We start from the raw sequence: 13,116 nt of genomic DNA on the forward strand, positions 1-13,116 counted from the left end.
TGCTGGGTCCCAGGGCCTGTCGTGGTCGCACTCCGCACCTCGTGACATATCCGTGATTTCCCGGGTTCCGGGAAGCGGCCCGGGGCGCTAGCGTTTCGACATGGCACCCGCCCGGGTCCGTGGTTGCGCCGGACGACAGGTCGACTCTTCGGCCGCGTTCCGGCAAGCCGATGCCAGCCGCAGGCGAAACGGCCCACGTAAGGCGACTTCTCGTCGACCGATCACGGTGCGGCTTAGAAGTAAGCCCTGCCCCGCCGGAGGGTCAGATGCCCTCCGACCCGGGAGAAGGGGAGTAGTGGCATCCAGCAACCTTGCCGCCGCGAAACCCTCCGCAGGCGGATGTGGGGACGAAGACCAGGTCGGCCGGGCGGGTGCCTTCCGCACAACCACCTTTATCCCATCCAGATCCCATCCATCGTCATATTCGCAACCTGGAGCGGGTATGACCTGAGCACGCCTTACCGGTCCTCCCACGGTAGGCCGGTGAGGTGCGAAACCCCGGAGTAGTACGACAGTTGGGGAGGTTCACGTGGACGTTGTGGTCGTTGGTCGGCACTGCGCGGTGACCGATCGATTCCGTCGTCACGTCGAGGAGAAGCTGACGCGCCTGGAGCGGTTCACCGCCCGGGCCAGTCGGATCGAGATCGAGGTCTGCAAGGAGCGCACCCGCTCGGCGGGGGACTCCGAACGCGTCGAGCTGACCGTCTACTCGCGAGGCCCTCTGGTGCGCGCCGAGGCGTCCGCCGCGGACCGGTTCGCCGCTCTCGATCTGGCCCTCGACAAGTTGCTCGCCAGACTACGAAAGGCGGCCGACCGACGACGTGTCCACCACGGTTCCCGTACCCCCATGTCGGTCGCGGAGGCGACCCTGGCGGAGACGGCGGCGGTACACGACCTCAACGGCCGGCGGTCGGGCCGCAACTCCGGCGCCGACGGCGCGGACGAATCCGACGACGACTTCACCCGCTATGCCGAGCCCAACGGCGTGGGGGAGGCCGACGGCCGCCCCGACACCGAGGTCGTCGCCGGGATCGAGGTGACCGGCGACGGACCGCTCGTCGTCCGGGTGAAGGAACACGCGGCCGCGCCGATGACCCTCGACCAGGCGCTGTACGAGATGGAGCTGGTCGGCCACGACTTCTACCTCTTCATCGACGCCGACAGCCAGCGCCCGAGCGTCGTCTACCGTCGCCGGGGTTACGACTACGGAGTGATCCGACTGGAGGAGGAGCAAGCCGCCGCGGCCGTCGCCGCGGCCGAACGCCGATCCTGAGGGCGCCGTAGTCGCCCACGCGGATCTTGGCCGGCCCCGGATCGCCCGGGGCCGGCCGGGCGCGAGACAAGTGCCGCCGACGCAGCACGCGCCGCGCTCTTGGCCCAGACCCAGCCGAGACACATGCGGAGTCCTGTGATGGACGCAACGTTCGTAGCAAAAGGTGCTGAAAGCGGCGAGATGCCATGTCATCATGCCTCGGTGGCCACCGCTGCAAGCTTGGGCGCCGGAGCGGGGGTCCCGACCCCACTTCGGGTGCTCCTCGTGGACGGTCAGGAGTTGCTCAGCAGGGGTCTACGACTACTGCTGGACCAGGAACACGACATCGAGGTCGTCGGTGAGGCCGGCGACGGCCGGACAGCGGAACGAGTCGTCGCCGAACGCCTGCCCGACGTCGTACTTCTGCGACGCGGGCACGCGTCGCGGGCGGTCGGCGAGGTGTGCCGCCGCCTGAAGTCCCTCCTTCCCACCACCCGCATCGTCCTGCTCACCGAGGGTGCGGAGTTGTCCGCGTCGGAGCTCGCCGAGGTCACGGGATCGGCCGGAGCCGACGGCCAGGTGCCCCGCGACAGCCCGGTCGACGACGTGGCCGCGGTGATCCGGGCGGTGGCCAACCGCGCCGCCGCCTGAGCCGGTCCGGTACGCCGCCCGAACCGGTCAGGCCCACGTGGCCGGTCTTCGGTCCGGTCGTTAGGGCTGGCCCTTCGGTCCGGTCGTTCGGGCTGGCCCTCGGTCTGGTCGGTTGTCGGTGGTGCGTGTCAGCATGTGCTGCCGTGGAACACCTCACCGTCGCCCAGGCCCGCCGGGTGGCTCTGGCCGCCCAGGGCTTCGCCGACCCCAGACCCCGCGGCGTTCCCGACGCCCGCTCCCTCGACCGCGTACTGGGCCGGGTCGGCCTGCTCCAGATCGACTCCGTCAACGTCGTGAGCAGGGCCCACTACCTCCCGCTGTGGAGCCGCCTCGGTGCCTACCCCACCAGCCTGCTCGACCGGGCGAGCGGCCGGGCGCCGCGCCGGCTGTTCGAGTACTGGGCGCACGTGGCGTCGCTGGTCCCGGTCTCCACCCAGCCCGCGCTGCGGTTCCGGATGGACCGCGCGAGCACCCAGGCCTGGGGATCGGTGCGGCGCATCGCCGACGAGCAGCCCGACTTCGTGCAGTGGGTCCACTCCGAGGTCCGCGACCGGGGCCCGCTCACCGCGCGGGAGATCGAGCACGACGTGCCCCGCCGCAAGGACCACTGGGGCTGGAACTGGAGCGCGGTCAAGACGGCGCTGGAGTGGTTGTTCTACTGCGGCGAGATCACCTCGGCGCGCCGCAACTCCGCGTTCGAGCGGGTGTACGACCTGCCAGAGCGGGTCCTTCCGGCGTCGGTGATCGCAACGCCGACGCCGTCGGTGGAGGAGGCACACCGGGAACTCGTCCGGATCGCCGCCCGTGCGTACGGCGTCGCCACCCTGCAGTGCCTGCGCGACTACTTCCGGCTGTCCGCGGCCGAGGCAGGGGTCGCGGTCGGTCAGCTCGTGGACGCCGGCGAACTGGTGCCGGCCCGCGTGGAGGGCTGGAACCGCCCCGCCTACCTCCACGCGGAGGCGCGGCTGCCCCGCCGGGTCCGTGCCCGCGCTCTCGTCGGCCCGTTCGACTCGCTGGTCTTCGAACGCACCCGCACCGAGCAGTTGTTCGGCTTCCGCTACCGCATCGAGATCTACGTCCCGGCACCGCAGCGCGTCTACGGCTACTACGTCCTGCCGTTCCTGCTCGGTGACCGGTTGGTGGCCCGGGTCGACCTCAAGGCAGACCGGGCGGCCGGCGTGCTGCGGGTGCGTTCCGCGCACGCCGAGGACCACGCGCCGCCGGACACCGCGCCGGAGCTGGCCGCCGAGCTGATCGCGATGGCTGCGTGGCTTGGGCTTTCGGACGTCGACGTACACGAGCAGGGCGACCTGGCCACACCGCTGCGCAAGGCGCTGCTTGCCTGACCGACCGTTGCAGGCCGCGAGGGGCGTTCGCCGCGGCGGCCGTTTTCAGTCGCGGAATCTTCCCCCCGACTTCCCCAACGCGTCGGTGTGGTGGCATGCTCGGACACGCACTCGGCGGGGCCACGTCGCGTGGCCGACCTCACGAGGGGGTGCCGGCGACGAAGGCCACCGGGATCACTTGGGGCGGCCGTCCGGCGTGGGTGACGGCCGCCCCTCGCATCTCCTCGGTCCGCCCGGGGCCTCGGGTCGCTCGGTGGTTGACTCAGGGAGTCACCTCGGCGGTGAGCCGGTCGTAGCCCACCAGGTCGTCGAAGCTGCCGTCGCCAAGTCGTTCGGCTGCCCGCCACACTCCTGCCCGGCGAAAGCCCGCGCGTTCGGCGACCCGTTGCGAGGCGGTGTTGCCGGTGGCGGCGCGCAACGTCACCAGCCGCAGTCCGAGTCCACCGTCCTCGGCAGGCACGGCCGCGTGGCGCACGATCAGCCGGGTCGCCTCGGTGGCCACTCCGCGTCCCCGCGCGTCGGGGTGGACCCAGTAGCCGATCTCGCCGCTGCCGGTGGTCTGGTCGATGTCCATCAGCCCGAACGAGCCCACGCACTCGTCGGTGTCCGGGTCGGCGGCCGCCCAGTAGATGCCGCGCCCGCCCGCGTGCTCCTCCTCCCGGCTCTGGATGTAGCCGAGGGCCGCCGCCACGGTGTAGGGGCGGGGGAGCGCGCCCAGCCAGTGCTGGGTCACCGGGTCCGAGCACGCCGTGAGGACGGCGGGCACGTCGGTGTCCCGGAAACGCCGCAGCACGCAGCGTTCGCCGCGCAGGGTGGGTACGGGATACCACGGAGTGCCCGGCTCCCGCGGGTCGCCCGAGCGAAGCGAGCCGATCCAGCCGTCGTACCTGCGTCCCCGGGCCACGCACAGCCCGCGGACCGTCCCCTCGACCCGGAAGCCGCACCGCCAGGCGACCTTGCGGGACGGCCAGTTGCCGACCTGGGCCCGCCAGTGAACGACGTCGAGGTCCAGTCCGGCGGACGCGAACGCCCACTCCAGTACTGCCCGTACGGCGGTCGTCATCACCCCTCGGCCGCGCACGGACCGGCGCAACCCGAAGCCCACCTCCGCACCGCCGGCCTCGTCCAGGCGCAGGTCGACGGTCCCCAGGAAGTCGTCGGAGCGCGCGTCGGCCACCGCGAGAGCGAGGTAGGACTCCTCCCGCCATCCGGCGGGCACCGCGTCGCGGACGTACTGCGCGGCGTGTGCCGCCGTGTAGGGGGAGGGCACGGTGGTCCACGCCTGGGTCTCGGGGTCGGTGCACTGGTCGAGGACGCCGGCGATGTCGTCGTCGCGGTGCGGACGGAGGACGACCGGGCCGGCGGGGAGACGCACGGGATCCATGGCTGACGATCCTGGTGTAAGAAGGCCTGGGCGGGCAAAGTGGGGTAAGTCGGGGAAATGCCGTGTGGCGCGATCGCGGGCGGGTGCGGCGCGGCGGTGGCCGTCGCCTACCGTGGCCGTGAGCGTCGCCTACGATGGCCGAAGGCGCGTCGCGGGTGTTGGATGCACACTTGTGACACAACCTCTGACGGAATGTAGTCGACACCGCAACGACGAGGAGTCAAGAGTCCGTGCCTGCCCTGCTCGACAAGATCCTGCGCGCCGGTGAGGGGAAGACCCTCCGGAAGCTGCAGTCGATCGCAAAACAGGTCAACTCCATCGAAGCGGACTTCCACTCGATGACGGACGCCGAGCTGCGCGGCATGACCGACGAGTTCCGCAGCCGGCTCGCGGACGGCGAAACGCTCGACGACATCCTGCCGGAGGCGTTCGCCGCCGTACGCGAGGCCGCGCAGCGCACCATCAAGCAACGTCACTTCGACGTGCAGATCATGGGTGGCGCGGCGCTGCACCTGGGCAACATCGCCGAGATGAAGACCGGCGAGGGCAAGACGCTGGTCTCCACGCTGGCCGCCTACCTCAACGCGCTGCCCGGCAAGGGCGTGCACATCATCACCGTCAACGACTACCTCGCCCAGTACCAGGGCGAGATGATGGGCCGTATCCACCACTTCCTCGGACTGTCCGTGGGCGTGATCCTGACGCACATGACCCCGGCCGAGCGCCGCGAGGCCTACGCCTGCGACATCACCTACGGCACCAACAACGAGTTCGGGTTCGACTACCTGCGCGACAACATGGCCTGGAGCCTGGACGAGTGCGTCCAGCGCGGCCACCACTTCGCGATCGTGGACGAGGTCGACTCCATCCTCATCGACGAGGCTCGCACGCCGCTGATCATCTCCGGCCCGGCCGAGCAGAGCTCGAAGTGGTACGAGGAGTTCGCCCGGCTGGTCAACCGGATGCGGGTCGACGTCGACTACGAGGTCGACATCAAGAAGCGCACGGTCGGCGTGCTGGAGCCCGGCATCGACAAGGTCGAGGACTACCTCGGCATCGACAACCTCTACGAGGCGGCCAACACCCCGCTGGTGCAGTTCCTCAACAACGCGATCCGTGCGAAGGAACTCTTCACCCGGGACAAGGACTACGTCGTCGTCGACGGCGAGGTGCTGATCGTCGACGAGCACACCGGCCGTATGCTGCACGGCCGCCGATACAACGAGGGCCTGCACCAGGCGATCGAGGCCAAGGAGGGCGCGCCGATCAAGGATGAGAACCAAACTCTCGCCACGATCACGCTGCAGAACTTCTTCCGCCTCTACGACAAGCTCTCCGGCATGACGGGTACCGCCATGACGGAGGCGTCGGAGTTCAACAAGATCTACAACCTGGGCGTCGTGCCCATCCCGACCAACAAGCCGATGATCCGGGCCGACCAGGGCGACCTCGTCTACCGCACACAGGAGGCGAAGTTCACCGCGGTCGTGGACGACATCACCGAACGCCACGCCAAGGGGCAGCCGGTCCTCGTCGGCACCACCAGCGTCGAGCAGTCGGAGCTGTTGTCGTCGCTGCTGAAGCGGCGGGGCGTCCCGCACGAGGTGCTGAACGCGAAGCACCACGCCCGGGAGGCGGCGATCGTGGCCCAGGCGGGGCGCAAGGGCGCGGTCACCGTCGCCACCAACATGGCCGGCCGCGGCACCGACATCATGCTCGGCGGCAACGCGGAGTTCCTGGCCGACGCCGAGTTGCGCGACCTCGACATCGACCCGGTGGAGCACGCCGAGCAGTACGAGAAGGCGTGGGGCCCGACCCTGGAGCGGCACCGCAAGCTGGTGCAGGCCGAGCACGACGAGGTGACCAAGGTCGGCGGACTGTACGTCCTCGGCACCGAGCGGCACGAGTCCCGCCGTATCGACAACCAGCTGCGCGGCCGGTCCGGCCGTCAGGGCGACCCGGGGGAGAGCCGCTTCTACCTCTCGCTCGAGGACGAGCTGATGCGGCGGTTCAAGTCGGACTGGGTCGACTGGGTTCTCACCAGCCTGAAGATCCCCGACGACATGCCGATCGAGAACAAGCGGGTCACCGGCGCGATCGCCTCCGCCCAGGCGCAGGTCGAGTCGATGAACTTCGAGATCCGCAAGGACGTCCTGAAGTACGACGACGTGCTCAACCGCCAGCGGCACGTGATCTATGACGAGCGCCGGCGGGTGCTCGAGGGCGAGGACGTCCACGACCAGGTGGGCCCGATGCTCGACGACACGGTCGAGTCCTACGTCACCGGCGCCACCGAGGGGTACGCCGAGGACTGGGACCTCGACCAGCTGTGGACCGACCTGAAGCAGATCTACCCGGTCGGGGTCAGCGTGGCCGACATCGAGGAGGACTGCGGCGGTCGCGGTGGAGTCACCCGCGAGTTCCTGATCGAGCGGCTGCGCGAGGACATCCACGAGGCCTACGCCCGCCGGGAGAGCGAGCTCGGCGCCGAGGTGCTGCGCGAGCTCGAACGCCGGGTCATCCTCTCGGTCCTGGACCGCAAGTGGCGTGAGCACCTCTACGAGATGGACTACCTCCGCGAGGGCATCGGGCTGCGGGCGATGGCCCAGCGCGACCCGCTGGTGGAGTACCAACGCGAGGGCTACGACCTTTTCATGGCCATGATGGACGCCATCAAGGAGGAGTCCGTCGGCTACCTGTTCAACCTCGAGGTGCAGGTCGCCGAGCCCACCGCCCCCACTGCCGAGGAAGCCGCCACGGAGGAGGCGGCGGCCGCGGAGGTCGAGGAGCACCCGCACGTGGTGGCCCGCGGCCTGTCCGCACCGCAGCGGCCGACCCGGCTCAACTACACCGCACCGACGGTGGACGGCGAGGGCGGCGTGGAGTTGCGCAGCGAGTCGGGCGGGAAGGTTGCCGGCAACGGCGCGGCCGGCAACGGCTCCGGCGCCGACCTCAACTACGCGGGTACGCCGCGCAACGCGATGTGCCCCTGCGGGTCCGGCCGAAAGTACAAGCGCTGCCACGGCGACCCGAAGGCCCGCGCCCGGATGAACGGCTGAGCTGAACGGCTGAGCTGAACGGCTGAGCTGATCTGCTGAGCTGACCCTGACCCGCAGGTCCGCGCGCTGACCGACGCCGCGTACCCACGCACTCCCGTCCGGAGTGCGGGTACGCGGCGTTTGGCGGTCGAGTGGCTGAGACGACCCGGTGCGCGGACCCGGCCCTGTGCGGACGTGGAACCGCCGGCCCCGATGCCTTTGGTTGGTTCCCCCGCGCATCGGAGCCGGCGGGCTCATGGGGTGGTGCTCCGGTGGGTCAGCCCAGCTGGAGTGCGGTGCACCGCCAGCGCCCGTCGAGCCCCTCCAGCCGAACGGCCACCGCACGCGACCGTCCGCCGTGGTTGACGTGCACCGCCACCTCGGCGACTCCGTCCCGGGGTTCGCAGACGTGCACCGAACGGACCATCGCCCGGCCGCGGTCGCCGCGTTGGGCCGAACCGGACGGCCCCAGCGCCCGCACGCGGTTGAGGACGTCGTTGTAGACCCGGTGGTCGGTCCACCGCAGCAGCTGGGCGGCCGGCCGGTCACCGGCCAGAACCTCCACCAGCGCCTGGACGAACCGTCCCGACCACGATCGGGGATCGGGCAGCGCCACCCGCGGGGTCTGCTGGGGAGCGAAGAACGGGTCGTCGCGGTCGCGGAGGGCGTTGCGGCCTCCGACGACACTGAGGTGACGCGTCGCGGCAGCCGCCCGGTCGGCGACGGCCAGGTCCAGCGCGAGGGCCCCACGGGTCAGCGTCCGGCCGCCCCGGTCGGCTGGGCGCTCGTCGTCGTAGGCGGGCTCGGTGGAGGGAGTCGGTATCCGGCGGGGCAACGGCCGGATGGTCTCCCTCGCGACCGGCAGCGGCTGCTGGGTTGCGATCATCGTGGGTCCCCCGATCGATGTGAGCGGTGTGGTGGTCGTCGGCCGCGGTCAGGACTGAGGTGGGGTGAGGATCTGACCGGGCTGGATCAGGTCGGGGTTGTCCCCGATGACCTGCCGGTTGGCGTCGTACCACCGGTGCCACTCGCGGTTGATCTCTGCGTTGCTGGCGTTTTCGGGCAGGTGCTGCTTGGCGATGTTCCAGAGGTTGTCCCCGCGCTTGACGACGATCTGCTGCTGGGAGTCGGCGCCGCGCACCGGTGCCCGGGTGATCGGGTCGGCGCTCGCCGGCCGGTCCGGATTGGGCAGGCCGGCCCGGTCGAAACCGATCCGGCCGGAGGTGGGCCGGTCGGGCATGGGGAGCTGGGAGTCGCGGATGTCCGTGCCGCCGGGGCGGTCGAGGTCGGGCAACTGGATGCCGCCGGGAAGCTGGCTGTCGATGGTGCCGGGGCGGTCGAGACCGGGCAGCATCTGCGCGGCCGCGGCGGCCTGGGTGGGCTGGTCGACCGTGGCGGCGTTGGCGGGCAGCGACCCGAGCACGGGCCCGGCGGCCACGGACAGGCCGAGCGCGACCCGGGCCGCCCGCCGGTAGAAGGCCGGAGTGACGCGTTCGGCCAGTGAGCCGCAGGCGGCGCCGATGGCTCCGGGCAGTGCGGACAGCGCCATCAGCACGGTGCCGAGTGCCAGCCAGGCGAAGCAGGCCCAGGCGAGCACCGCCACGACGAAGACCAGGAGCGCGTCGAAGGTCAGGGCACCGTCTCGCACCGCCGTCAGACTGCCGGCGGTGAGCCAGCGAAGGGCCCAGGCGCCGGCGAGGAAGGCGAGCAGCACGCCGATGGGCGAGACGACCCGGCGGACGATCCGCATGACTTGGCCTCCGAAGCATTCGTTTGCTTGCGTTTGCCTTCATACTCTGCCGTTCGCTGAGCTGTCAACACACTTGCCGGCGACGGAGTGGCCGCCGCGGAGCGGCCATGGACGCTCAAAAGAGCTCTGACCTGCGCTTTCGATCGCCGGCGCGGCTGGACGTTGGGTCAGGTCGGCCAGTGGACAGATCGGAAAATCTCCCGGACTGGTGTATCCGGACCTCCTTCTGCGGCCTGCACCTGCCTCGGCTCCACTGCACTGATACGTGTTTAGCATCGTTTGCTTGTGTTTGCTTGTGCTGACATCTGCTTGAACGTCGTAGGAGGGCGGGCGAGGCACCCCGTCGGGTCGTGATCACCACCCGTGGGTGAGGAAGTACGGTGGGCGCGTGCGCTGGGAAAGCCTCTTCGCCGACCTCGACTCCCAGATGGCGGAGCTGGAGGCGGCCGAACTCGCGTCGGAGGTTGCCGACCGGACCCGACGAGAGGTCGCGTTGTTCCGCCTGGTCGACCGGCTACGGCCCGCGTTCGGTCACCCCGTGACGGTCTTCACCCTCGGCGGCGGCAAGGTCACCGGGCACGTCTCCGGGGTGGGCGCGGACTGGCTGCTGGTCGCCGAGGACTTCCGCTTCGAGGTGCTGTTGCCGCTGGACTCCATCACGGGCATCACCGGACTCGGCAACCTCACCGCCGCACCGGGAAGTGAGGGGAAGGTCGCGGCGCGGCTGACGCTCGGCCACGCACTGCGCGGTGTGGCGCGCGACCGGTCGTCGGTGGCGGTGGCGTTACGCGATTCCACGACGGTCACCGGAACGATCGACCGGGTGGGTGCGGACTTCTTCGAGATGGCCGAGCACGGCCCGGCCGAGATCCGCCGTGCCCGCGACGTCAGAGGCGTGCGCACGGTGCCGTTCGGTGGGGTCGCGTTCGTTCGTCGTTCGTGAGGAGCTGAACGCCGACCGTCCGGTCAGGTTGACAGGCGGCCCGGAGAGTGGGGCACTGCCCGGAGAACTGGCCCGGCCTACAACTCGTCGGCCTTGCCGTAGGGGTGAGTGGTGATGAAGTCGCGGGTCTCGGAGTACATCCGCTCGATGTAGGTCTCCAGGGCGGACGCCTCGACCCGCCACTGGCCCCGGCCGCCGATCTTGATCGCCGGAAGCTCGCCGCTGCGCACCAACGCGTAGGCCTGCGCTGACGAGATGTTGAGCACTTCGGCAACATCGGCCAGCTGCAGGAACCTTGTCGTGCCAGGCAACGCGTTCTCCTTCCGGGCTTGGTGCCTTGTCAGTCTGCCACGTGTTTGCTTGCGGTTGCGTTCGGTTGTCCACAGGTCCATGGGAGCGTTCCCACGTCCCATACCCCACTCCGTGGCGTACTGATCACGCCTGCGCCGGGTTCCGCCGGTTTCCGCCGGTTTCCGCCGTGTTCTGCCCGGTTCAGGCCACCCCGCGGTTCTCCGGGCCCGACCGGGTTGTCCACAGGCGTGCCCGGTTTGGGAGCAGGTGTGCCCGTCCTTCCGTGACAATCGGTGTCGTACTGTTCTGTCGGCAATCCGATCGGCAGATCCGATCGTCGGCCGGCACCCGTTCCAGCGTCTGCGTCCACCTGACGTCGCGGCACCCATGAACCCGGAGGAACCCTTGTCGGATGCGCCGTCGCCCAAGGCCACTCGGCAGTCGCGGCCCAGGTGGCTCGACCCCAAGCTGTTTCTCGGCATCCTGCTGGTCCTCGCGTCCATGGCGCTCGGCGCACGGGTGATCTCGCAGTCGGACAAGACCGCCGAGATCTGGGCGGTGAAGGACGACGTGACGCTCGCGCCGACGGCCACGCTCACCCAGAGCCAGCTGGTGGCCCGGAAGGTGCGCTTCACCAGCCAGAAGGACGCCGACCGCTACGTCTCGGCGACCGCGCAGATCCCGGAGGGTGCCCGGATGGTCCGCGAGGTCGGGCCCGGTGAGTTCCTTCCCCGGGACGCCTGGACCGACCAGGCCGACGACCAGCTGCTCGACACACCGATCCCCGTGACCGCGGCCGGCCTGCCCAAGTCGATCCACAAGGGCGACCGCGTCGACATCTACGTCGTGCGGGCCAACGACGACAAGTTCCGACCGGACAGGGGCATCCTCGCCGCCAGCAACGTCATCGTCGTCGACCTGCCCACCGGCGGCGGCTTCGGCGGTGGCGGCGACACCAGTGCGACCGTGCGGGTGGCGCTCGACCAGATGAGCAAGGGGTTCTCCCTCGACCAGCTCGTCGGCGACGTCTCCGGCGGCAGGGCCGTCATCGTCAAGCACGTCGCACCGAAGAGGTGACACCGTGAGCCTTCCCGTCCTCACCGCCGTCACCGGCGCACAGTGGGAGTCCGATCTCGTCTCGGCGCTGGAACGCAGTTCCCTGGGGCTGGACGTCGTCCGGCGCTGCGTCGACCTGCCCGACGTGCTCGCCACCGCCCAGTCCGGGCAGGCCCGCGCCGTGCTGTTGTCGGCCGACCTGCGCCGACTCGACCGCGACGCGGTGGCCCGGCTGATGGCCGGAGGGGTCGCGGTGGTGGGCGTGGTGACCCCGGGCGACCTGGCGGGGGAGGACCGGTTGCGCCGGCTCGGCATCAGCCGGGTCGTTCCGGCGGACGCACCGGCCGACGTGCTCGCCGGAGCGGTGGCCGAGGCGGTGGAGGTCGCGCAGACCGCGGGGCCGGTGCCGGTGGCGGAGTTCGCGATGTCGGACCCGCACCGGTCGATGCCGACGCTGCCTCCGGCGGAGGAGGTGCCGGCGTACGAAACCGGTACGGGCACGGGCCAGCTGCTGGCGGTCTGGGGCCCCACCGGCGCGCCGGGCCGGACCTCCGTGGCGGTCACTCTCGCCACCGAGCTCTCGCTGTTCGGCGTACCCACCCTGCTCGCCGACGCCGACGTCTACGGCGGCGTGGTGGCCCAGACCCTCGGCCTGCTCGACGAGGCACCCGGCCTCGCTGCCGCGTGCCGGTCCGCCAACAACGGCACCCTCGACCTGCCCGCGCTCGCCCGGCACGCCCGGGAGGTGCTGCCCAGGCTGCGGGTGCTGACCGGCATCCAACGTGCCGACCGGTGGCCGGAGCTTCGGGCCAGCGCACTGGAGCAGGTCTGGGACCTGTCCCGCCAGCTCGCCGCGGCCATCGTGGTCGACTGCGGGTTCAGCCTCGAACAGGACGAGGAGATCTCCTTCGACACCGCGGCTCCCCGCCGAAACGGCGCGACTCTCACCACTCTGGAGCTCAGCGACACCGTGGTCGCCGTCGGCGCCGCCGACCCGATCGGACTGCAGCGACTGATCCGGGGGATCGAGGAGCTGCGGGAGGTCGTACCGGGCGCGGTGATCCGGGTGGTCGTCAACGGCGTACGCAAGGGGCCGGTGGGCGGTGACGCGGAGAGCCAGATCCGGGACGCGCTGCGGCGCTACGTCGGCGTCGACTCGGTGGTGTGCGTTCCGTACGACCGGGTCTCCTTCGACACCGCACTGGCCCAGGGCCGCACCCTGTCGGAGGTAGCCGCCAAGTCGCCCGCCCGCGCTCCGCTGCGCGCGCTGGCCGCGGACCTGATGGGAATCACGATGCCCAAGCAGCGCCGGCGGGCACGTAGGCGGTAGGGCTCGTCCTGGCCGGGCCCGGTGCGTGAGCCCCCGGGACAGAACCCCGGCAGCGTTGCGGGGCGGAGTTCCCGG

General features: G+C 70.6%; 11 protein-coding genes. 7 read left to right on the top strand and 4 right to left on the bottom strand.

All coding sequences use genetic code 11. From position 1 onward, the window contains the following. The first annotated feature begins 538 nt into the window (after positions 1 to 538). The 3 genes from hpf (at position 539) to BLU27_RS14610 (ending at position 3,249) form a co-directional block, all read left to right on the top strand. The gene (gene hpf, locus BLU27_RS14600; RefSeq protein WP_338417605.1) at positions 539 to 1,273 is read left to right on the top strand and encodes a ribosome hibernation-promoting factor, HPF/YfiA family; all 735 of its coding nucleotides are present in this window, start codon (positions 539 to 541) and stop codon (positions 1,271 to 1,273) included. A 201-nt stretch (positions 1,274 to 1,474) separates the two neighbouring features. After that, a complete protein-coding gene (locus BLU27_RS14605; RefSeq protein ID WP_157728534.1) occupies positions 1,475 to 1,903 on the top strand; it encodes a response regulator in 429 nt (142 codons plus the stop codon). A 143-nt stretch (positions 1,904 to 2,046) separates the two neighbouring features. Next, a complete protein-coding gene (locus BLU27_RS14610) occupies positions 2,047 to 3,249 on the top strand; it encodes a winged helix-turn-helix domain-containing protein (protein ID WP_092654173.1) in 1,203 nt (400 codons plus the stop codon). Positions 3,250 to 3,511: 262 nt separating this feature from the next. Here BLU27_RS14610 and BLU27_RS14615 read toward each other — a convergent pair whose 3' ends face one another. Continuing rightward, positions 3,512 to 4,633, bottom strand: a complete 1,122-nt coding sequence (locus tag BLU27_RS14615) for a GNAT family N-acetyltransferase (RefSeq protein WP_092654175.1) — start codon at positions 4,631 to 4,633, stop codon at positions 3,512 to 3,514. A gap of 230 nt (positions 4,634 to 4,863) precedes the next feature. Here BLU27_RS14615 and secA point away from each other — a divergent pair, with 230 nt between their 5' ends. After that, complete coding sequence (gene secA, locus BLU27_RS14620) at positions 4,864 to 7,692, top strand: preprotein translocase subunit SecA (protein ID WP_092654177.1); 2,829 nt, start codon at positions 4,864 to 4,866, stop codon at positions 7,690 to 7,692. 256 nt (positions 7,693 to 7,948) lie between these two features. Here secA and BLU27_RS14625 read toward each other — a convergent pair whose 3' ends face one another. Further along, entirely contained in the window at positions 7,949 to 8,557 is a 609-nt protein-coding gene (locus BLU27_RS14625; protein WP_092654179.1) for an Rv3235 family protein, read from the bottom strand. 48 nt (positions 8,558 to 8,605) lie between these two features. Beyond that, positions 8,606 to 9,421, bottom strand: coding sequence for a LysM peptidoglycan-binding domain-containing protein (locus BLU27_RS14630; protein WP_092654181.1), 816 nt, complete (start codon positions 9,419 to 9,421; stop codon positions 8,606 to 8,608). A gap of 388 nt (positions 9,422 to 9,809) precedes the next feature. On the opposite strand from BLU27_RS14630, the gene BLU27_RS14635 reads away from it, so the two are divergent. Further along, on the top strand, positions 9,810 to 10,364 hold the full coding sequence (locus BLU27_RS14635) for a hypothetical protein (RefSeq protein WP_092654183.1): 555 nt from the start codon (positions 9,810 to 9,812) through the stop codon (positions 10,362 to 10,364). A 77-nt stretch (positions 10,365 to 10,441) separates the two neighbouring features. Here BLU27_RS14635 and BLU27_RS14640 read toward each other — a convergent pair whose 3' ends face one another. After that, the gene (locus BLU27_RS14640) at positions 10,442 to 10,675 is read right to left on the bottom strand and encodes a helix-turn-helix domain-containing protein (protein ID WP_241827428.1); all 234 of its coding nucleotides are present in this window, start codon (positions 10,673 to 10,675) and stop codon (positions 10,442 to 10,444) included. Between the two features lie 385 nt (positions 10,676 to 11,060). Here BLU27_RS14640 and BLU27_RS14645 point away from each other — a divergent pair, with 385 nt between their 5' ends. Beyond that, positions 11,061 to 11,732 (top strand): hypothetical protein, encoded by a 672-nt coding sequence (locus tag BLU27_RS14645; protein ID WP_157728535.1) that lies wholly within the window; start codon positions 11,061 to 11,063, stop codon positions 11,730 to 11,732. A 4-nt stretch (positions 11,733 to 11,736) separates the two neighbouring features. Further along, on the top strand, positions 11,737 to 13,041 hold the full coding sequence (locus BLU27_RS14650) for a CpaE/TadZ family protein (protein WP_092654189.1): 1,305 nt from the start codon (positions 11,737 to 11,739) through the stop codon (positions 13,039 to 13,041). Positions 13,042 to 13,116 lie beyond the last annotated feature (75 nt).

It is taken from the genome of Actinopolymorpha singaporensis (assembly GCF_900104745.1).
In the GTDB taxonomy this organism is placed as follows: Bacteria; Actinomycetota; Actinomycetes; order Propionibacteriales; family Actinopolymorphaceae; genus Actinopolymorpha; species Actinopolymorpha singaporensis.

Bases quoted from the DNA above. Each gene is read 5' to 3' on its own strand.
- BLU27_RS14630 (WP_092654181.1), bottom strand. From the start codon at position 9,421: ATGCGGATCGTCCGCCGGGTCGTCTCGCCCATCGGCGTGCTGCTCGCC.
- BLU27_RS14625 (WP_092654179.1), bottom strand. From the start codon at position 8,557: ATGATCGCAACCCAGCAGCCGCTGCCGGTCGCGAGGGAGACCATCCGG.
- BLU27_RS14615 (WP_092654175.1), bottom strand. From the start codon at position 4,633: ATGGATCCCGTGCGTCTCCCCGCCGGCCCGGTCGTCCTCCGTCCGCAC.